The sequence below is a fragment of the Mariprofundus erugo genome (assembly GCF_005818865.1).
In the GTDB taxonomy this organism is placed as follows: Bacteria; Pseudomonadota; Zetaproteobacteria; order Mariprofundales; family Mariprofundaceae; genus Mariprofundus; species Mariprofundus erugo.
The window spans coordinates 38,870-60,120 of sequence record NZ_VBRY01000009.1 but is presented as its reverse complement, the minus strand read 5'-3'; the positions used below and the strand labels follow the sequence as shown (position 1 = coordinate 60,120).

The following is a 21,251-nucleotide window of genomic DNA, read 5'->3' as shown; positions in this document are numbered from 1 at the left end:
GCGACCGGAAGAAAGCGGCAAAGTGCGACCATTCAAGGACAATCTTTATAATTTACCATGCTATAATCCGGCAAAGGGGAACGCTTATGTCTGCATATAAAGATTATATTCGAGATTATCCAACACGTTGTTTGGCATTGCTAGATGCTCTAGATGCGATTGAAAGTCAAAGAGTGCAACTTCCCAAGGGGCTGGCCAATATCAGGAAGCACAACGTAACCTACATATTGTCGTTAGCATCGACTGGCATAGTGGTTCCATGGGAGCGACTTCAGAAGCGGCATAGATCAGGCGACTCAGTTCAGTTCAGTGAATCTGTTTGCAAACTCGAAAGACTGAAGGGTTCCTGCTTTATTGGAAGTGAAGTATGGCCTGAGCAAGCAACAGGGTCTTGGAAGTTTAGGAAGGGATTAAAAAAGGATTCTGACGTAGATGGATGGGCCTTAAGTGCTGCATCTATGACGAAAGCAAAAACCTCCTCTTGTGTGTTGAGGGTACTAAGAAATGCTCTTGCGCACGGAAACATATCCGTCCTGGGTGACCCGATTGATCAGATTGTATTTTATAGTAAAGAACACGACGCAGATGATGCCGATTATCAGTTGGTCGTCGTTTCCGTGAGCGATTTTGTTAAGTTTCTAAGATACTGGATAGAGTTTATTTCAGTCATTGAAATACCATCTATGACATTTTCGGATCTCGATAATGCAGCATAAGTCAGCGTTTTACCCCTGTTGTGCGAATGATTTCTCAGAGCCATATCAATTGCTAAAAGAGATCGCTGACCACATCACCTTTTGTGACAGCGCCGATTTTTGCGGCTTGAATTGGCTTGAAGCTGAGTGGCGCAAAGCTTGTAGGCATAACCCAGAGATGCTCTCACAAGCTGAATTGGTTATTGAAGATGTTACAATAGCGCTAGAGAAAATTTCTAGAATCGATGTGTTCTTTTATCGAAGAGATGGTGAAGGTGAAGGTGGAAGTGGAACAGGCTTACTTGATCCAAATCGAAAGCTACTAGATGTGCTAAGTAGGTTCCCCAAACATGGAGGAATAATTATTACCGATGGCTCGAACACTGAATGGCAATCGTTTGAGAAAATGAAAAGCACTTCTGGATACGATGTGGCCGAATTTAATATTTCCCCAAATATAGAACAGCCCTATTTTGCCCAATACAATCTCTGGTTATTTAACGTTAAGAAAGTGTATGAAAGGAAACAGAACTCACACCCTCATTGGGGATTTTGAGTATCGCTTTTTGGCCGACTCCTTCCAATCGCCAGGGAGCAATAACGGCCAAAATAGGACATACATAATTAGAACTTATTTGTGCCTATCAGTTCAGGGGTAGTCCACCTGCGAAAGAAATGTAAAGTAAATTACACGGAAATGGAGGCGTTTAGCTAACTAAAAATCACGACCACAGTTAATATCATTAATAGCATAATTTGAACAACTAAAGCCAATGCTTGGTAGCCTATCCGCATTAATACGCTTTGGGTTTCGCCATCGCTCTTTTCATCCTCAGATAACTCTGGCCATTCCAAAAGCTGTCGAGTTCGTTTAGGAATAATTTTATCCATCCGCGCATTCAGCTCATTCATTACTTCATCATGTTTTGTTTCAAACTCCAACTGGTGTTCTTCATGTAGCTGATTAGCAACCAAATCGATATGGCTGTGCATCTCAATACGAAGGTTATTCAACTTAGCGTGTCCAATTGAGACAATTCCAGCAACTGAAGAAAGCAACAAGAATGTAAGCAGCGTAGATGGATTGCCCCCAAAATTTTGGCCAATTGAATGGCTATTCGAGATTACAAGCCCAATAGAAGCAGCAGACCCAACCAAAGCCCATCGAGATAGTGTCTCCATTTCCTTGCTAATCTTCAGGAAGGATTCCCGCATGAGCGAAATAAGTTTAGAAGGCACCTGAAGCAACTCATCTTTGTCTTTTGCCACTTTGCCCGAATCTACGCTCACAATCACCTCCCTAAGGTTATCTATAATGAATCGCCAGCATATTCCTAGATACCTCTGAGCGTCCACTTCTGGCCGTGAGTCTCCTGTCGTGATCGGCAGCAGTCGGCCAACAACGGCCATTCAATCTTCAATGCTTAGCTCTACTTGTCTTTCAATCGCATTAGGGGCTGTTCAAACTCCTCAATCAAGTATGACAATGGCTCTCCGCCTTTGAAAAAAACAGTGCTATCAATTCCTTTGTCTGCGGTAAGCTCAAGGCTCTTAAGAGTTTCCTTTACTGCTTTAAGTCTAATTTGCTTTGTCCATCCGGAAAACCCGATGTGATACACCTTCTTCCATTCAGTAATCGACGGTCTCAGGAACCGTGTTTTAACTACTTGTTTGTAAACCGAAATGAACCCGCCAGAAGGGTCATCTAGCTTACAGTCATAAGTGGACAACCTGGCATTAAATTCTCTGTAGGTCAGGGGGTAGTAATTTTTATCAATTCTCCGAGTATTTCGTTTAACAAAGTCAGAAATAAACTTTACTTCAGGGTCTTCTGTGCGAGAAAAAACTAAATATTGCCTTCCATAACTGGCCAGTTCATTAGCTGCCACCCTAACTGTTAATTGCTCAAGCTCTTTTTTCTTGCAGGTTGGTATTCGACCAGCTTTCCATAAATGGTAAAGCAGTATTAGTAGTGAAACTCGCTTGTTTCCATCATGAAATGCATGGTTTTTCACCATGCCATAGAATAGGGATGCTCCAATATCTAATGAGTCCTTCCATTTTTTCTTGCCTCCAAAAGATACGTTTTGCCGTCCAAGGGCGGAACATAAAAGCCCTCCATCTTTCAAACCAGCAAGCACAGCTTCTCCCTCACCAGTGGCCAAAAAGTAATCAACTATAAGATAGTACGCTTTCAGCACATCAGTGATATTAATGGACTCACCTAGAAACAATGAATCTTCTGGTAGAGATGCTCTTTCCCTTTCGAACTGCTTGAAAAGAACCGGATCAATACTTTCCATTTATTCATTCCTCGCTCCTGTAACATGGGCCTATGAATATAAGCCCTGCTACTCCCTGAGTGAATGATTATAGAGTAGGAATTGAGAATTGCACTTGAACCAACGAAGAGAAAACTTGCGTAATTTGTGCCCTACGCAGAACTCAAGCGAATGACCGTTTTTGGCCGTTTCCTGTCCCTGGCGGCCGGATTAATACAGCCAAAACAAGACATAGAAGAAGGTCGGTGGTGATTCACAAGTTATATTTGCATCACTGTAGTAATGGAGGGAGCGCTTTTTCAATAAACTCGAGGTCTTCTTTCCAATGTTCACGTGCAAGTGCCTGAGTCGGATACCGATTGTTGGCAATAAACCCTATTAGTGTTTTACGCATCTTGTTCATTCTTTCTTTTGATAACTTTTCGCCCCATTCAAGAGTGTATGCTGGTGATCCAACCACAGGCAGATCAGACTTAAAAATTACGACTAGCAACTTTTGCCTTACGGCTGAATCGACGACGCCACTGCTACCTACACAATAGCCGAATGTTTTAAGCATTCCTTCTTCGGGCATTGTGGCTTTATATTTCCCAAGCTTTGCCTGCTCTAATCTTAATTTCCATTCAGACTGAACTGCATCAAGAACACTTTCAGCTCTGGAGTCACCCTGTTCCTTTTTGCGCAAAGCATTGTGAAATAGAACCAATAATTTATTGTCATCCATATCAGGGATTTTCAAAATAATACTCATGTTGAACTGTAGGTTCCTCCAGATTTTACCACCATTATAGACAAATTTCAGTGTCTTGTTTTTCCAAGAGCAGCAATTGGGCCAAAGTGAATGCCTACCGGCTTCTTAGACACATATGAGTGTCCGGTTGTGGCCGCGGTCTCAAGCAACCCTTCAGATTTCTGCTATAATCACAGCCGAGCGCCGGGCTATACAATGGGGGCCTGACGCTCAACTAATCCACTGTGGGGGAGTTAGGTGCCAAGGGCACTAGATAGAAATTCTGATCATTTAAATGTTGTCTGCTATACTTTGATGAGCCTTAAAAACAGGAGGCTGACTCTACGACGATTGAGTTTGTGTGGCGGTTCTTGTGATTCAGCCATCAAAATCCAAAGGAGGGTGGGATGAAACTATGGTGTTGTGGACTGGTGATGTTAGTCGCGTTTCTCTGCCCCTTGTTCGACGTTCTAGCTTTTGAAAAGAGCTCCTCGGACAGAACCAATGATGTGACAGAATGCCAGAAGTTATTTGCTGAAAAAAAATACCAAGAAGCTCATGTTATCTGTAGGGCATTGGCTGACTCAGGCGATGCGGACTCCCAACTTATACTTGGCGTAATGTACAATTTTGGGCAAGGCGTGGAGACAAACTACTCTGAAGCACTCTCGTGGTATCGCAAGTCGGCTCTTCAAGGAAATGCGTGGGCGCAATTGAACCTATCAGGTATTTACTCTATAGAAAAATGGCAGTACAAAAATTCAAAAGAAGCTATCAAATGGGCTAGAATGGCTGCTGAACAAGGTTTGGCCCCAGCCCAATATAATTTGGCTGAGGGCTATGCAAAGGGAAATGGGGTCAAGCAAGACTATTTCGAAGCAACTAAATGGTATCGGAAGGCTGCTGAGCAGAATGATTCTGATGCACAATTTAAGCTTGGGGTGATGTACCTAAAGGGCGAGGGCGTTACCAAGGACTATGCCCAAGCTGTGATATGGCTTCAGAAAGCTGCTGAAAACAATCATGTTGAGGCTCAATACACTCTTGGAAGAGTGTATTTGCAACCTGAAATGCAGTTCAATTTTATTGAGGCTAGGAAATGGCTGACAATGGCATTGAAGGCGGGTTACGAAAAAGCCGAAGAACCTCTTTTATTCATTGCGACACTTGCACCTGAAGATATAAGTGATTGGAATATTGATCACCCAGAAAAATATATAATACACTCGTCTAAAGAAAACTTTAGCTATTTCGACTCAACCAAGGTAAAGAATACATCACGAGGTGTGTTGGCTTGGATTACAGTTCAGGAACGAATTAACCTTAAACAAAAATATGTAATGACAGCGCTTGTAAGGTGCGATGAGTTCTCCTTTGCAATTCTGTCTGGCAGTACATATTCAGAAGATGGTGCAAGCTCGGTAGAGATTGATAAAATCAATTTCGAAACACCTAAGCCTGATTCGGGCTTTTCACGGCTTATTGAAAAAACGTGCAGTTCTAGTGTTGCATCTGCTGAACGGGAAAAGATAGCGAACTCAGTTTCCTTTGGAACTGGCTGGCATGTCAGCGGGTCTTACGTAGTCACGAATAATCATGTGATAGATGGCCATAGCAAAATAACTTTGATTATGAGCGATGGAACTGAGGTGCCTGCAGTTGTTGCCATCAAGGATGGAGTCAATGATTTGGCTATCTTGAAGGTGTCTGATAATTCCAAAATGCACCTGGCACTTTCTCTGGCGCATTTGCCGGCCCGTATTGGAGAAAGGGTATTTACCATAGGCTATCCCCATCCAACTACTATGGGGGCAAAACCAAAGTTAACTGATGGAACGATTAGTGCGTTAAGCGGTTTGAAGGATGATCCTCGGGTTTATCAAATCAGTGTTCCTCTTCAAGCTGGTAATAGTGGAGGCCCGCTAATTAACATGAATGGGGAAGTGGTTGGTATTGTTACTGCAAAGTTAAGTGCGGGGAAGATGTATACGGCCACCGGCGACCTCACTGAAAATGTGAATTATGCGGTAAAGTCACATTACCTGTCGGCACTGCTGTCATCTGTGCCGACAGGAATAAGTAGTTCGACTGTTTCCACAAAGGAATCTGCATCATTGGCAGATATTGCTGACGAGGTAAAAGACTCTGTAATGATCGTGATTGCAGAATAAGCTCCAGATGTTGTTGGTGGGGGGATATCCATGGCACTGCCGGATGATTACAAACGTGTTTCTGATTTGATGCTGCATTCTGGCATTCCACGTGAAGAGGCAGAGTGTGCCGTTGCTGTGGAAAGAGGAAAGATCCCCGGTGATGTGGCCGAAATCGATGCCGCCGAGCCATATCCGCTAATAAATAGATCAACTGTCGATAGTTTGGTGATGACGATCCGTAATCAGGTTGGCCAGCTTGAACAGAGATCAAGGCCGAACACATTGGTTCTGAGAAGTCAGATGGCTTGGCTGCAAATATCTATGCAGCCAAGGGCATCGATTGCGAGATGTTGGAAAGGGCTATCTCACAGCTGATGGATGAGCACTACGATCAGCACATCATCACCAGTGTTATCCCTAAGTTTGGCCTGATGATGGCTAAAAAGGCTTATGTGTTGGCTCTGACACTTTGCGCTATCCCTGCAATGATCTATGGGGGAGAGGAAACCAACTACTGTCTAGATCCTGAAACAAACGCTACGTGGGCCGGAATGCTCGCTAAGAATTCCAATGATGATGTGGTGACAGAGTTGTTTTCACTTCGGATAGGACTCTGCGAACTAGTGAAGCGAAAGGTTCTGACAGTAGATCGTGCTCAAGTCATTTTTGAAAAGCGTTTCGACACGTTGATTGAGAGGCGCAAGCATGAAGAGATGCTGCAGAATAACAAAGAAGGTGGAGGCGCATAATTCTGCCTGCTTATCCGAATAGTGATGGTATAATAAATGGTTCTTATTTATATGTGGTGTTATTTTGTTCATATAAATTATTTATATACATATAATTTGGGCGGTATGATGTAATCTGCCCGGGCAGATTTACATCAGTTGCATGTATACTGGTGTTCGCAAAAGGGCGGTCCGCAAGGGCCGCCCTTTTTTATGCGGCTGATGGATGTATGCAATAAGGGGAGGCAGGGAAAATGCAGTCATGATGCCGGGATTGGCGGGGGAGCGATCGGTTTGGGGGATCACACTACGGTGACGGGCTGCAGGGCTTGGTCGCGTGTGTCTTTGATTGTATCTGCGTTGAAAAGGGTGTTTCAGATCTGATCTTTACGCTGGTTTGTTTGAAGGAATGTGACGGAGTATGGCTCTTTGGATGGTGTCCGGGGGGGCTGGTGCCCCGTTTAGTTGCGTGGCGATGAGTGGCTCGGGAGAGAGCTGCAGTGATTATAAAGTGGATGAATCAGTGATATGCAACAGGGGGAATATCGGCTGCATGATCAAGAATATGCGTCCAGGCAAAGGCATGGCTGCCATGCAGCGGTTTTCCCGCATGTTGATGGTAGCTTTCAACCCTTGTCAGCAGTCTGTCAAAAAAGCCTGACAGGCGAAGCGGGAGGGCGGTGTCCCGATCACAGGCGAGGCGCTTTTTTTCGATAGCCATAAATTCGTTCATGAATATATCGAGATTTTTTTGACTGTTGTATAGCAATTTTATATCCGGGTTTGTCATAAGTGTGAGTCCTCCGTCCTGCATTGGAGGAAATCATAGGTGCCGCTTATTGCATGTCTGTGACATCGGTCATGATTGTGCTGGCCGAATGGGGGGAGGTGGCTGCAATCAGGTCGCCCCCGTTGCTCTGACTGGCTTGCTTGGGTAGCGTGCCGGATTCCGAAAATCAGAGGTTTTGCAAGGCTTAACCGGCACTCCTCGCTTAATTCCCGGGGGCAATCATGCTCGAATCGATGCGTAACCACGCACAATCATGGATGGCTAAACTCATACTCGGCGGTATTGCACTGTCGTTTGTGCTGTGGGGCGTTGGTGATTATTTCCTTGGTGGTAAAATTGAGCCGATTGCAACTGTCGATGGCAAGCCGGTCAGCGCTGCTGAATTCAGTCAGGCCTATGAGCGTCAGCTGAATGCCTACCGGGCGATGCTTGGCAAGCAGTACTCCAGTGAGCTGATGGCCTCTATCGGGGTGAAGAGCTCAACCCTGCAGACACTGATCAATCGTCGTATTATGCTTGATCAGGCTCACAAGCTTGGGCTGGCTGCGCCCGAGGCGGTTGTACTGGCGACCGTACACAGTGATCCGAATTTTCAGTCAGCCAGCGGTTTTGATGTGCAGCGCTATCATATTCTGACCCGCAATATGGGATTCAGCTCGGCTCAGGATTATGAAAATGACCTGCGTCTGAATATTATGGTCGATGCGTTGCAGCGGGCGATTGTCGACTCTGTCCCGGTCAGTGAGGCAGAGATCCGTGAGCGCTTTAATCAGGCTTATGAGCAGCGTGTTCTGGCAGCCATTGTGGTCGATCCGGCCACGCAGCTGGACAAGGTCAGTGTCGATGAAGCGCAGGCGAAGAGCTGGTATGAGGCGCACAAGCAGGATTATCGCTCACCGCTGCGTATCAAGGCGGAAGCTGTGGTGATTGATCCGCGCCGTCTGGCCGAAGATATCAAGGTGGACGATGCCGATTTGCAAAAGGCATTTGAGGAGCGCAAGGCGGATCTGGCCCAGCCGGAAGAGCGCAAGGCGCGTCATATCCTGATCAAGGTCGCCAGCGATGCGACCGATGTCCAGCGTGCGGCTGCACGCAAGAAAATTGAAGCTGCTCAGGCCAGAATCAAGGCGGGTGAGGATTTTTCAGCCGTTGCCAAAGCGGTATCCGAGGACAGTTCCGCCTCTGAAGGTGGTGATCTTGGCTGGTTCAAGGAAGGGGCGATGGTGGCCGCCTTCAACGATGCGGTATTCAGCATGGATAAAGGTACGGTCAGCGATGTGGTTGAAACACCATTCGGCTACCACCTGATTCGTCTGGATGATATTCGCCCTGCGCATGAGGCTGTATTTGATGAGGTGAAGGACTCTCTCAGGCTTGAGCTGCTCAAGTCCCGCTCCAATGAGGAGGCGTACAAGCTGTCTCAGGATCTGGATGAGGCGATTGGTATGGAGGGTTCGCTCAAGTCTGCTGCCAACAGCCTGAACATGAAGCTGGTCACCTCCAAGTCAGTCAGTCAGGAAGAGGCGCAGGATGATCCGTTGCTGGCGGATCCCGAGATTGCAGCCAAGGCATTTTCCACCCTGCCAGGGCAGGCGGTGGAAATTATCGAAACACGTGACGGCCGTTATGTCGCCCTTGATGTGGTTGAGCGGACAGAGCCTGATGTGTTGCCATATGAGAGTGTGGCTCGTCGTGTGATGACCGATGCACGTCTGGATGCCGCTGCCAACCGGGCGCGTGACATTGCCGATGAAATTCGCAAGAGCAGTGGCAAGTCACTGGATGAGCTGGCTCAGGCCTATGGGCAGGCGAAGTATATTTCCAAGCCTCTGCGCAGCAGCGGGCAGGGCGATAGTGCCTCATGGCTGACCCAGTCACTGTTGCAGGCCTCTTTTGCCGTAGGGGCGGATGCGTGGGTAGAGAAAGCGGTCCGCATTCCTCAGGGCTTTGCCGCTGTGCATGTTCAGCAGGTGATTCCTGCTTCCGAAGACGAATATAACAAACAGGCTTTACGTATTCGCGATGAAGTGGCCAAGAGCAAGGGTTCTGCCCGTTTTGCCCGCTGGCTGGCATCCGTACGGGATCACTACGAAATTCATGTGAATGCGCAGGAGCTTGATCGCTTCAAGTAGGAGAGTGCCTCCGCGACCGATAAAAAAACCGCCGTCATGGCGGTTTTTTTATTTCCTGCATGTGCCTGGCGGATGCCGGTGATGGCTGTGCTGTGGGTATGATCTGTCAGCGTTTGGGGGAGGGCAGATAAGGCGCTATTTCACTTAGCATCTGTTCAAGAGGGTGGCCTTTTTCCTGCATGAATACGGTGGCATGGCCATGAAGCCGGCGCAGCTCATCGGGGTGATTGAGCAACTGTGTAATGGCCTGCTCCACCTCATGGTCATTGCTGCAGACAATGGCTCCGTTGGCCTGCTGCATCTCATCCATAATCGCCCGGAAATTCTGGATATAGGGGCCTGTCACCACCCCGCGACCGCAGATGGCCGCTTCAAGCGGATTATGGCCGCCAACGGGTTCGATGCTTCCGGCAATGAAGACGATATCAGCGATGGTGTAGAGACCACCAAGGATCCCCATGGCATCGATCAGGATGATGTGGCTGCCCGGTTTGGCTTCTCCTTCCGACCAGCGCGAGAGGGTCAGTCCGCGTGAGCGGATCAGTTCTGCAACATCATCAAAGCGTTCCGGGTGGCGGGGGACAATCAGGGTCAGCAGTTCAGGGCAGCTGGCATGCCATTGCGGCCACATATCGAGCATGCGCCGGTCCTCACCCTGATGGGTGCTGGCAATCAGCAGAATGGGACGTTTGCCGGTGCTGTCGAGCCTGTTGCGCAGGGCGGCACTGTCGATATCAGGGGCCGTAATGGCATATTTCAGATTACCACAGGCCTTGATGCGTGATGCCGGAACACCCATGGCCGCCAGTCTCTCTGCATCCACTGTGCTTTGGGCCAGAAACAGTGATACGGGGGCAAGCCAGCGCGCCCACAGGCGGCGTGATGCCCTGTAACGGGGAAAGGAGCGGTCGGAGATGCGGGTGTTGATGCCGATCACCGCGATGCTGTTCCGCCGGCAGGCGGCAAGCATGCCCGGCCAGAACTCGGTCTCAGCCAGCAGGAGCAGGGAGGGCTGCAGGGCATCGACAAAACGTCGCATCGTTCCCGGCAGGTCCCAGGGCAGAAAGGAGAGGGAGATGCGTTCTCCAAGCAGGCGCCGGGCATGAGCGAAGCCGGTCGCGGTGACCACGCTCAGGTGAATCGTATGGCCCTGATCAAGCAGTGATCTGATCAGCGGTGCAACTGAGCCGACCTCACCGACCGAGCAGGCATGCACCCATATACATCCGGGGCTGGCTGCTGGCAGCATCAGGGTCAGATGTTGTCGCCACTTGTCACTGCTGCCTGTCATGAACGGGGAATCTGCCTGCATCGCCGTATTGCAGCAGGAACAGAGGGGTTATACCAGTCTGCTGTTGTGCGTTTGTATGTAAATAGATGAAGAATGCACGCGTGGACTTGTGCGAATTCTGCCGATAGGCTGCAAGCTCAATAAATTTAAATCGCATGGAAGTCATTGCCATGCAATCATCGTGTATATGATCGGAGGGCATGTGGATATAGAAGTCGCATGGATCGAACAGAATGTTATTAAAACAGCATTGACCGAAGAGCAGCGCTCGCAACTGCAGGGCGTGGTCACTGTGGCCGCTGTAGCCAAGGGTGAAACCATTGTCAGGGAAGGAGAGAAAGGCGGGGTCCTTTATCTCGTGCGTTCCGGTGCTGTTGATATTTTTCAGCAGATTGACGGGCAGGAGCAGTTGCTGACCGGCCTCGGCGAGGGCGCGATGATCGGAGAGGTCACCTTTTTGTCCGGTGAGCTGGCTACGGCTACGGTGGTGGCATCCAAAGACAGTGTGGTTTACATGATGAATCGCGATGGCTTTGCCCGCCTGATGCAGACAAGCCATGAGCTGGTGTTTGCACTCTTTACCTATATGCTGCTGTATGAGTCCAGTATGATTCGCAAGCTCAAGGCGGATCAGGTCAAGATGATGTCCTTTATGTCGGGTAGCCATAAGTAACATCCGCATGGGCTGACGGCCTGTGTTGAGGAGAGATAATGAGTCTCCGTACGGTGCTGCTATCAGTACCGTACGGGGGCTCTTTTTTTTATCTGTCGCGGTGGTTTACGCGGGTGGTTGGCGTAACATTTGCTTGAAGAAGTGGCCGGCAGCAATCTGTCGGTTTCGGTATGCCGCACGATGCTGCCGTTACCCGGGGGGAGTTATTTGATGATTACGACATTACTGGTTATATCCATCATACTTTATGTGGCCCTGCAGCTGGAGGATAAGTTAAGTATCCCCTCCCCGCTGGGTCTGATCGGATTGTCATTTCTGACGCACTATCTGTTTCAGCAGACCCCGTTATTGACCGGGGATATGGAGCATTTTGCCGAGCTTGTCGTATTTCTGCTGCCGGTGCTGCTGATTGCTGATTCGCTTGAACTGAAGCTGGCGGATCTGAAAGAGCATGCCCTGAGTCTGTTTTATCTGGCTGTGGTGGCTGTGGCTCTGTCAGTGGTTCTGGCCATTTTTACTGCCGACTGGTTTTTCGGCCAGTACCACCTTTCGGTCGCAGCAATTATTGTGTTGTTTGCCATGGTATTGGCAACCGATCCGGTCTCGGTTGTCAGTATCTTTGCGAAATTCGATCTGCCTCACAAACTCAAGATACTGGCCGAGGGTGAGAGTCTGTTTAATGACGCTACGGCGTTGATTGTCTTTGTCTTTGTCGGCCTTTATGCCCTGGATGGTGGTGACATTACGGCTACCTATGTGACTGAAACAAGCCTGATGGTGGTGTTCGGTTCGGCTCTGTTCGGTTTTGTGATCGGTCTGATCGGTCTGGCTGCACTGAAAACAACGGAAAACCGTATTGCTGAAATGATGTTGTTGATTACCACCGGCTATGGTGCATTCGAGTTGTCCGAACATTTTTATACCTTGCTGAACCTGTTCGGAGCTCACAGCCATATGCACCTGTCGGGAATTCTCAGCTGTATTTTTGCAACGATTACGATTCATCATCTGATGACGCGCAGCATTGAGGCGGATGAGGCGCGTCTTGATCGCAATCAGGAGCGTATTCAGCAGGAGGCACAAAGCGTCGATAGCTCCCGTAATGTGATTGCGTATGCGCTTGGTCGTATTCGCATCTCCATGGAGGAGCGTGATCGTCACCTGCGCACCAAAGAGGATGTGAAGCTGCTGGCCCTGGTCGCCAATACGATACTGTTTGTGGCTATGGCAGAAATCATCAATCTTTCAATGCTCTGGCAATACAAGACGGAGATTATTGCCATGTTTGTGGCGACGACGATTATCCGTGCCCTGATGATGGCCAAGTTCGCTATTATCACCAATCAAACCACACATATGACCAATGTAAACTTCCGCTGGTGGGGCGTGCTCACCTTTGCCGGTATCAAGGGCGGCCTGTCTGTCGTCATGCTGATGATGATCCCGGCCAGCTTTGAACATCTGGAGATGTTTAAGGCGGTGGTTGTCGGAGTCATTATGCTTTCCACATTTATCTACTCCGGCATTCTTCTGGTGCTGATTGCGGTCAACAAAGAGTCCTTTGCACGCGAGGTGGCTGAGGAGGGGGCACATCACTGATCCGGTGGGCGCCAGCTTTCGCCCGCTGCTGAAACTGAAAAGGCCCTGCATTGCAGGGCCTTTTGCTTATCCGGTACATCAGGGAGGGGGGGAGATGTGACCGGATAGAGGGGGTATTATTCCGCAGGGCGGGTGAGGCGGGTCTCTGCCTGTGCAGGGGCGACCAGTTGCACGGCTTTCGGCAGAGCAATCAACAGCAGCAGTGAAGAGGCAATCGAAAGTCCCGGGGTCATCACCGGTGATTCCAGGGCTGTCAGCAACAGTCCGATCGCGGCCCATGGGCTGAGCAGCAGTGCCAGCAGTGAGACGCCCATCAGATCCTGCAATAAAGGGATGTCATCAGTGCCCATGGATTCTTCCAGTTTCAGATATGCGGCCATGTCATCCTCCTTGCAGTACATGCTGTATAAAAAATAACAGCAACTTATATGCCATCTATCGCTGTTTATCGCGGGCAATTGAATTTTCAATTGCTGTACTGTAAGTCGTGATGCTGGTGGAGCCGGTGTGATGAAACAGTGCGCCTGATCACAAGAGCGGTGGCATCCGGGTAGTGAAAGGGCGGTGTGCGGCAGAAAATGGTTCCGCAGAAAAAACAAAGGCCTCGCATTGCGAGGCCTTTGTCAGGAAGACTGCCCGATGCCCATTGGGGAGGAGGGAGGGAGGAGAAGGAGGGGCACCAGACAGGCGCAACGTTAGGCTGATTCAGTGATGAGCTTATGAACGGCACATGAAAAAAAATTCAGGATCCCGTACCGCGCGGATTATCGTTTCATCAGCCGTAATACGGTATATTTACAGTCCATTGCCACGCCGAGTGCCGCAGGCACAGAGTAAAGTGTGATCACGGTGGAAAACATTAAACCCCATGACAGTGCCAGTGCCATCGGGGCCACAAACGGGTCGTGTCCGCCCCAGCCGTAGGCTGTCGGTAACAAACCGACTACGGTGGTGATGGCTGTCAAAAGTACGGCGCGAAGACGGCGTTTGCCACTTTCAAGGATTGCCTGCCGCCATGCTACGCCATCGGCAATTAAACGCTGGATAAAGACGGCCATCACCAGCGATGCATTCACAACCACACCGGTCAGCGCGACAAAGCCCATCATGGCCATAAATGAGAGCGGGGCACCGTGCAGATAGAAGCCGGCAACGATACCAATCACCCCGAACGGAATCGCCAGCATCACCAGAATCGGATAGCCGATGCGGTTAAACTGGATGGCGAGAATGACAAAGATGCCCAGCAGGGCAAAGCCGAAGCTGAAGATCAGTCCGCGTACCGACTCCTGACTGCGCTCCTCTTCACCGCCAAGGTGGACATGGACCCGATCCTTGTCTTCGCCGAGCCACTCGGCCTGTCTTGCGGTGACAAGTGCATTAAGCTCTTTTGATGTCAGCAGTTTGTGATCGACCTCGGCCGAGACATTGACGACACGGTTGCCATCCTTGTGGCGAATGCTGGTTGTTCCCGGGCTGCGCTCGATATGGGCAATGCGATAAAGGGGAATCAGTCCGCCGCGCAGGTTGGGTATTTCCAGGTGCATCAGCGTCTCTTCATCACGCTGTGCTTTTTCCGGATAGCGGATGGTGACATCCACCTCCTCCTTACCCCGCTTGAGGGTAGAGATGCGCAGCCCGTCAAATGCTGCCCGGATATGGGTTGCTGCTGTCGCCAGGTCCACACCGGCATAAGCCGCCAGTTTGCGGTCAAGTACGATATGCATCTCGGGGTCACCCGGTTCAAGGTCGCTCTCAATGGCATAGGCTCCTTTGACGGTGGTCAGCATATGCGTCAATCGTCCGGCAATACGGGTAATGGCGGCCTCATCCGTTCCGGTCAGCTCCACCTGCAGGGCACGTCCGACCGGCGGACCGCCCTTTTCCATGGCAAAACTGATGTTGAGGTCGGGGAACAGCGGCGGAATGGCCTTTTCTATCTGATCCATGACGGTAAATGCCGATACATCGCGTTCGGTAAACGGAACCAGAATGACGCGCACGAAGCCAAAACGGTCTCCCATCTGTTTGAGCGATTCACGCTGGTCGGCACTGTTCTCGCCGGCCACCATGGTAGTCGTTTCAAGGATGGCCGGGTCAATACGTTTGCGGACTTCCCGATCCAGTGCCTTCAACTGCGCCTGGGTCTGCTCCAGCGTGGTGCCGGTCGGCATGGTGACACGCAGATAAAATGTGGCTTCTGCACCGGGTGGAAACAGCTGGAACTTCATATGTGAGGCAAGGACAAAGCTGCCCAGTAGCCCGGCAAGCGTCAGCAGTACGGTCAGGTAACGTAGTTTGACGGCCTTCTCCAGCGTCCAGCCGTAGATATTGGTCAGCCAGATGAACAGGCGCCGCTCTTTGGGAGCCTTGCCGGCACGGGCCACATCGCGGATGTGATTGGGCAGTACAAAGATGGCCTCAAACCATGAGAACATCAGCAATGTGACCACCACAACAGGAATGGAGAAAACAAATTTTCCGATAATGCCATCCATATTCATTAACGGCAGGAAGGCGATCACTGTCGTCAGTACGGTGGCCGTGACGGGGCCGAGCAACTCGGTTGTTCCCTTGATGGCGGCCTCTTCCGGGTTCATGCCCTGTTCCATGTAATAGGTGGCATTTTCACCGATAATGATGGCATCATCGACCATCAGTCCCAGCACCATAATGAAGCCGAACATGGCCAGCAGGTTGAGGGTGACGCCGGCAAGATAAAGCAGCAGCAGCCCTGAAAAGAAGATAATGGGGAGTCCCCAGGCGGTGGTGAAGGCGACTGCGGGGCGAAGAAACAGCAGCAGGGTCAACAGCACCAGGGCCAGGCCGATGGCACCGTTGCTGGTCAGTACGCCCAGGCGCAGGCGTGTGATGGTCGAGAAGTCATTATAGACACGAACGTTGACCTTTTCCCCGTAGGTGGCCGGGACCGTGGCCAGATACGCGCGAACCCGGTCGACGAGGGTGATGATATCGGCATCCCCCTTTTTAAGGATGATCATGTTAATGGCCGGATCGCCCTGGGCACCGACATAGCGGGTCGGGCGTTCGAGTGTTTCGCTGATGTCTGCGACATCCTTGAGAAAAAGGGCCTGCCCCTGCTCATTGGAGCGGAGCACCAGATTACCTGCATCCTCGGCTGAGGTGAACTCACCGGTGATGCGGATAATACTCTGTCCATCGGCCGACTTCAGGCGCCCGCCGGGCGCATTGATATTCCAGCCGCGTACCAGCTTGATAATATCGTTGATCGATACACGGTGGCGTTGCATCTTCACCGGATCGGGGACGATGCGTATCTCCTCTTTACGATCCCCCTGTACCAGCACATTGGCCACACCCTTGATGCCGCGCACATCATCCTCAATGGCATCACTCAGGTGTTTGAGCTCAAGCGGGCTGAAATCGCCGAAAATGGAGAAGGTCAGAATCGGAGCCTGTTCGGATTTGACTTCGGTGATGATCGGATCGGCAGGCAGGTCTGCGGGCAAATCGGCGCGGTTGATCGCCTGCTGGATATCGGAAACCAGGCGGGAGCGATCACTGAAGTTGGGATCCACCTCAATAGTCAGTTGCATGCTGCCGGCATAGGCGGTGGAGCGGATGACATTGATGCCGTCGATTCCCTTGAGCTCCCGCTCGATCGGAGTGACCAGCAGTTTTTCAACCTCACGCGGGGCTGCTCCCGGATAGCCTGCAGCAACAGCAATGACATCAAAATTGACGCTGGGGAAGGCTTCCCTCTGAATATGGAGGCCGGCATAGATGCCGCCGCCGAGCAGCATCAGGGAGACAAGATTAACCAGTACGCCACGGCGGACGAAAAAAGCGATGATTTTTTCCATGCTGCTACTCCGGGGTGGCTGTGGTGGACTGTTTAGGGAAATCGCCTCTGGCCCATGCCAGCTGCATGGCCGCCAGTTGCAGGGTCAGCTGCTGCAGTTGTGCGCGCAACTCCGCTGTGCTCAGGTCCCCCTCAAACTGAACCAGGGTTGAGGTGTCGGAGCGCCCCTCACGATAACGCTTCATTTCAGCATTAAATTTTCGGGCTTCGGCCTCGGCCTGCCGCTGTGCCATATGCAGTGCCGGTGTGCCGTTGACCAGTGTGGTTGCGGCGGCAGCCAGCTGATCGCTGATCAGTTCGATGGTTTGCGTTTGCTGGGCGACAATGCGTTCTCTTGCCAGCTCCGCCTTTAACAGGGCGGCGCGAACACTGTTGCGGCCGGGGGTGTCACTGTACTCAACCGAAATCGAGGCAAAATGGTCATGGATGGAAAGACCGCGGGCAGCTGCTGTCACCGGTGTGCCGGCGAGCGATCGGGTACCCAGTTGTGCGATGAGATCAAGCTGGGCCTGATCGCCATCACTGGCGATGAGCAGTTGTGCATCGGCCGCCTTGAGCTGGGCCTGCAGCGCCTTCAGTTCAGGCCGCTTCTTTTTCGCTGATTCCAGCATCGATTCCATGCCATCAGGGGGAGACAGTGCAGAGGCCGGTAGCTCAACAGTCAGCGGGGAGTCATCCGGTCTGTGCATCATCCGGTTAAGCAGTCCGAGATCGGATGCCCGTCTTGCTTTGGCCTGTTGCAGATCGGTCTGCCGTGCTGCCAGCAGCGCTTCAGCCTGCAGCCGGTCGGCCTGTTCGATCAGGCCGAACTGCTCCCGTGAGCGCTGATAGCCGAGCAGCCGGCGTGCGCGTTCAACCGCCTGGGCCGCGATGTGAATGTCGATATCATCAGAGGCCAGTTTGTAGGAGGCGTTGATTGCCTGCAGTGCCAGCGCATGCTCGGCTGTTTGCTGCTGTATGCGGGTGGCCTCACTGCTGGCGTCGCTGACGGTGATACCCTGCAGGTAGGCCGGATTGTCGGCTCCGCGCCAGAGTGGATGGCGCAGGCTGATATTGATCTGGTTGCGATAGGCCGGTTTGAACTTGGCCAGCTGTGCGGCCAGCGGGGATATAAAATCCTGGCTGGAACGGTTGAAATTGATATTGGCAGAGACTGTATCGCCGCTGGCCAGTGGTTTGGCGACAGAACCGGCAAGAACGGCGGTACGGGTTTCGATCGGCTGAAAATCACTGGCGACAGGGGTCTGTTCCTGACTGGCAGTCATACTGGCGGTTACAACCGGATCAAGAAGGCCTTCAATACGCTGCCGATCCGCTGCCGCAATCGCACGATCCAGTCTGTTGATGGCGAGTCCCGGATCATGTTGAATCACAGCGGTGATTACGTCATCCAGCGAGATGGTGTTTGCACATGCAGTCGTTGCCGGCAGCGCCAGTGAAATCCATGCAATGAGGCGTAGCAGCCGCGTCATGATACTCCCCTTGTGGTTGGTATGGCAGGCAGACTAATGGCCGGAAAATTAAAAGTCAGTGATGGCGGGTGAAAATAAAAAAGGTTCTTCGCGGAAGTCCGGGAACCAGTGCTGGGAAGGATCAGCTGATGCCGGTTGATTCTCCCCCCTTATAACGATTTGCCGAATAGAGTGACTCACTACAGAAACGAGCTGCGGATGCAGCGGCTGTAGTGAATCGCTCGTATGCGGGAATCCGCAGGACAAAGGTATCGGGGCCGGCTTTCTTTACCGATAAAGAAAGGGGAATGCTCTGCTTTAGCAGAGTAGTCGTGTGGCTTTGAAAGCATTGTATCGCTGACAGGGAATCAAAAACTTTCTTCAGCCATGTTTCCAGCTCATGCGCGCTGAACCAAAAAAAAGCGGCCCGGTGATCGGGCCGCTTGCTTGCATCTATCCCGAGTGCATGCACTCGGGTGTGTTGTTCGTCGAATCAGGCGCGTTCCATGAACTCGCCGGTTTCAGTATTGACCCTGATTTTTGTACCTGACTCAAGGTATGGCGGCACCATGATGGAGGCTCCGGTTTCCAGTGTGCCCGGCTTGTATGAGCCTGTGGCGGTTTGCCCCTTCATCGCCGCAGCGCATTCAACAACCTCAAGGACCACTGTCTGTGGCAGTCTGACATTGAGCGGGCGCTCATTATGGGATTCGACAAATACCTGCATTTCCGGCAGCAGATATGGAAGCACATTCTCCAGCATATCGCTGCTCAGGGTGATCTGGTCGTAGGTGTTCAGATCCATGAAGTGGTAGTTGTCGCCATCGGCATAGAGATACTGCATTTCGCGCTGGCTGAGGGTGACGCGCTCGGTACGCTCGGATGAATTAAAACGCTTGTTGGTTTTGTTGCCTGTTTCAATGTTGCGCATTTCAACCTGCATACAGGCCACGCCCTTGCCCGGGGTGACATGCTGAATTTTCATGACGCGCCAGAGGGCGCCGTCAACCTCAAGAATATTACCGGCGCGGATGGCGGTGACGTTGATTTGCATGATAAGCCTCGCTTGCAAAATTGAGAGTAACTGCGGAACATAGCTATTTGATCCAAATCGGGCAAGAATCGCCCTCCTTGTGACGGAAGGGTTGTGATATTCGGCACTTCCCCTGCCGGCTTCTGCATGCACTGCCGGATGCGATGGCGCAAGCTGTCGTTTTACATGAGGAAATACTGACTCATCGGTGTTCTGCCAATGATCAGCCCGCAAAGGCAAAAGCGTGACAAAGAGGCAGGAAGCCGATTGGACGGCCAAAGGCCGCCCGCAGGGCGAGGGCATGATGCCTGAGTCATGTTGTCTCTGCTTACAAATCAGGCACTTACGCGTCTGATTTGGCGAGCCGTCCATGGCTCGCCCGGAATCGCTGAATGCATCAGCGATTCTAATTATATGGAGATGCTGATTTCTTGCCCTCCTGGCAAAAATCAGTCCGCAAAGGCAAAAGCGTGGTTTCGCCTTTGCTTACAAATCAGGCACTTACGCGTCTGATTTGGCGTGCCATCCATGGCCCGCCCGGAATCGCTGAATGCATCAGCGATTCTAATTATATGGAGATGCTGATTTCTTGCCCTCCTGGCAAAAATCAGTCCGCAAAGGCAAAAGCGTGGTTTCGCCTTTGCTTACAAATCAGGCACTTACGCGTCTGATTTGGCGAGCCGTCCATGGCCCGCCCGGAATCGCTGAATGCATCAGCGATTCCATAAGGAAGGGAAAATCATGCGTTTTTCTTTTCGACCTGATGTGCTGGCAGTAAAGCAGTGCGCCAGTATTTTTCCGGGCAACTCTGGAGGTTCATGTGCCAGCTTCAATTTCTGCGATGATGTCGACTACAACCGTGCAGTCAGCGATGGATGCATATATCCGCCACACCGATATGGAAGGTCATGGTATGCCGGTCGAGCAGTGTTTTGAAATGCTGAGCCAGTATCTGATTCATTATTCCGATCTGTTTAATGATGCCGATGGTGATGAGGATGTTGGCGACTACCCCGATTGGGAGGAGGGGCTGGACGAGCATATGAGCGCGCTTCTGGAGGGAGATCTGGAACCGGTGGGGGACCTTGGCAACCTGCTTCTGGAGGAGCTTGATCCCGAACATATCCGTGATTTTCTTGGCTGGTTCGTATTGCGCGAAACAAACGATGAGGAGCTTTTGCAGAGCTATGCCGCTGTTTTGCATGGCTGGGTCGAATTTGTGCACCGGCACGGGGGCTGGCCGGATGGAGAATATCCTGCTTTTGTCAGTGCACTCGATCAGGTGATTCCTGCATCCATACGTGTGTCCAGGCTATCAAGAGTTCTGTTTCATCTTGTCCGATCCGGTGGTGGCGTGCCGCCGCGTTTGCGCGGACACCGTTTCTCCCGTTTTGTTGAAGGGCATGCCCAAGCATCCGAAATTACCGAGTCTGGATTATATTTCAGCTTTCATAATCAGGGCGAGGTGATCGGTCCTGTATCACTGCCCGCACCTATATTGAGTATGATCGAAGTGGGTGATGTCTTTGATCTGGAGCTTGGACTCAGAGGCGATACGTGGGTGATGGTGGATGTCGGTCCTGTCTATCCATCGTGTGTATATGTCGAGGTTGAGGAGTATCAGGGGCTGGAAAAACTCTCCTGATTCTTTTTTTGCGGAGCGGACTTGCTATAGGCCAATGGTCAGCCCGTCGATGGGCATACGCTGTGATGGCCGGGCTTTCCTGCGATGACTGCAGACTGAAAACATCATCGCTCTATTCTCAATAAAAACGCTGTTTCGTTGATATGGTGTAGCTGGTATCTGTTTTGCTTGTCAGCTCCTCATGCAGTAGCCAGGCGCGCTGCAT

18 protein-coding genes are annotated in these 21,251 nt (G+C 51.1%); 9 read left to right on the top strand and 9 right to left on the bottom strand.

Going from position 1 to position 21,251, the window contains the following annotated elements; all coding sequences use genetic code 11:
• Positions 1–86 precede the first annotated feature (86 nt).
• Positions 87–716, top strand: a complete 630-nt coding sequence (locus FEF65_RS10035) for a hypothetical protein (RefSeq protein ID WP_138239678.1) — start codon at positions 87–89, stop codon at positions 714–716.
• The gene (locus FEF65_RS10030; protein ID WP_138239677.1) at positions 706–1,251 is read left to right on the top strand and encodes a hypothetical protein; all 546 of its coding nucleotides are present in this window, start codon (positions 706–708) and stop codon (positions 1,249–1,251) included. The genes FEF65_RS10035 and FEF65_RS10030 overlap by 11 nt, the downstream gene beginning before the upstream one ends.
• Before the next feature lie 155 nt (positions 1,252–1,406).
• Here the strand turns inward: FEF65_RS10030 and FEF65_RS10025 are convergent, their stop codons facing one another.
• From FEF65_RS10025 to FEF65_RS10015, 3 genes are all read right to left on the bottom strand, one after another.
• Positions 1,407–1,985: a hypothetical protein gene (locus FEF65_RS10025; RefSeq protein WP_138239676.1), complete on the bottom strand. Its 579-nt coding sequence runs from the start codon at positions 1,983–1,985 to the stop codon at positions 1,407–1,409.
• Positions 1,986–2,125: 140 nt separating this feature from the next.
• Positions 2,126–2,998: a type II toxin-antitoxin system death-on-curing family toxin gene (locus tag FEF65_RS10020; RefSeq protein WP_138239675.1), complete on the bottom strand. Its 873-nt coding sequence runs from the start codon at positions 2,996–2,998 to the stop codon at positions 2,126–2,128.
• A 250-nt stretch (positions 2,999–3,248) separates the two neighbouring features.
• The gene (locus tag FEF65_RS10015; RefSeq protein ID WP_138239674.1) at positions 3,249–3,728 is read right to left on the bottom strand and encodes a hypothetical protein; all 480 of its coding nucleotides are present in this window, start codon (positions 3,726–3,728) and stop codon (positions 3,249–3,251) included.
• A 386-nt stretch (positions 3,729–4,114) separates the two neighbouring features.
• Between FEF65_RS10015 and FEF65_RS10010 the strand changes: the two genes are divergently transcribed.
• The 3 genes from FEF65_RS10010 to FEF65_RS10000 are packed head-to-tail and all read left to right on the top strand — an operon-like array spanning position 4,115 to position 6,609.
• The gene (locus FEF65_RS10010) at positions 4,115–5,878 is read left to right on the top strand and encodes a tetratricopeptide repeat-containing serine protease family protein (RefSeq protein ID WP_138239673.1); all 1,764 of its coding nucleotides are present in this window, start codon (positions 4,115–4,117) and stop codon (positions 5,876–5,878) included.
• A gap of 30 nt (positions 5,879–5,908) precedes the next feature.
• Entirely contained in the window at positions 5,909–6,235 is a 327-nt protein-coding gene (locus FEF65_RS10005; RefSeq protein WP_138239672.1) for a hypothetical protein, read from the top strand.
• A complete protein-coding gene (locus tag FEF65_RS10000; protein ID WP_138239671.1) occupies positions 6,235–6,609 on the top strand; it encodes a hypothetical protein in 375 nt (124 codons plus the stop codon). The genes FEF65_RS10005 and FEF65_RS10000 overlap by 1 nt, the downstream gene beginning before the upstream one ends.
• A gap of 499 nt (positions 6,610–7,108) precedes the next feature.
• Here FEF65_RS10000 and FEF65_RS09995 read toward each other — a convergent pair whose 3' ends face one another.
• Positions 7,109–7,321 (bottom strand): hypothetical protein, encoded by a 213-nt coding sequence (locus tag FEF65_RS09995; RefSeq protein WP_138239670.1) that lies wholly within the window; start codon positions 7,319–7,321, stop codon positions 7,109–7,111.
• 278 nt (positions 7,322–7,599) lie between these two features.
• On the opposite strand from FEF65_RS09995, the gene FEF65_RS09990 reads away from it, so the two are divergent.
• Positions 7,600–9,510, top strand: a complete 1,911-nt coding sequence (locus tag FEF65_RS09990; protein WP_138239669.1) for a SurA N-terminal domain-containing protein — start codon at positions 7,600–7,602, stop codon at positions 9,508–9,510.
• 106 nt (positions 9,511–9,616) lie between these two features.
• Here the strand turns inward: FEF65_RS09990 and FEF65_RS09985 are convergent, their stop codons facing one another.
• A complete protein-coding gene (locus tag FEF65_RS09985; protein WP_238701337.1) occupies positions 9,617–10,822 on the bottom strand; it encodes a 3-deoxy-D-manno-octulosonic acid transferase in 1,206 nt (401 codons plus the stop codon).
• A gap of 181 nt (positions 10,823–11,003) precedes the next feature.
• Here FEF65_RS09985 and FEF65_RS09980 point away from each other — a divergent pair, with 181 nt between their 5' ends.
• Both FEF65_RS09980 and FEF65_RS09975 read left to right on the top strand, forming a co-directional pair.
• Positions 11,004–11,474 carry a Crp/Fnr family transcriptional regulator gene (locus FEF65_RS09980; RefSeq protein WP_138239668.1) on the top strand — a complete coding sequence of 157 codons (471 nt, stop codon included), beginning with the start codon at positions 11,004–11,006 and terminating at the stop codon, positions 11,472–11,474.
• 210 nt (positions 11,475–11,684) lie between these two features.
• Entirely contained in the window at positions 11,685–13,073 is a 1,389-nt protein-coding gene (locus tag FEF65_RS09975) for a cation:proton antiporter domain-containing protein (RefSeq protein WP_138239667.1), read from the top strand.
• A gap of 116 nt (positions 13,074–13,189) precedes the next feature.
• Here FEF65_RS09975 and FEF65_RS09970 read toward each other — a convergent pair whose 3' ends face one another.
• From FEF65_RS09970 to efp, 4 genes are all read right to left on the bottom strand, one after another.
• Positions 13,190–13,453, bottom strand: a complete 264-nt coding sequence (locus tag FEF65_RS09970; protein ID WP_138239666.1) for a hypothetical protein — start codon at positions 13,451–13,453, stop codon at positions 13,190–13,192.
• A 384-nt stretch (positions 13,454–13,837) separates the two neighbouring features.
• Positions 13,838–16,918 (bottom strand): efflux RND transporter permease subunit, encoded by a 3,081-nt coding sequence (locus FEF65_RS09965; protein WP_138239665.1) that lies wholly within the window; start codon positions 16,916–16,918, stop codon positions 13,838–13,840.
• 4 nt (positions 16,919–16,922) lie between these two features.
• Positions 16,923–18,389, bottom strand: coding sequence for a TolC family protein (locus FEF65_RS09960; RefSeq protein ID WP_138239664.1), 1,467 nt, complete (start codon positions 18,387–18,389; stop codon positions 16,923–16,925).
• Between the two features lie 472 nt (positions 18,390–18,861).
• Positions 18,862–19,422 carry an elongation factor P gene (efp, locus tag FEF65_RS09955; protein ID WP_138239663.1) on the bottom strand — a complete coding sequence of 187 codons (561 nt, stop codon included), beginning with the start codon at positions 19,420–19,422 and terminating at the stop codon, positions 18,862–18,864.
• A 799-nt stretch (positions 19,423–20,221) separates the two neighbouring features.
• Between efp and FEF65_RS09950 the strand changes: the two genes are divergently transcribed.
• On the top strand, positions 20,222–21,046 hold the full coding sequence (locus FEF65_RS09950; protein ID WP_238701336.1) for a hypothetical protein: 825 nt from the start codon (positions 20,222–20,224) through the stop codon (positions 21,044–21,046).
• The last annotated feature ends 205 nt before the right edge of the window (positions 21,047–21,251 follow it).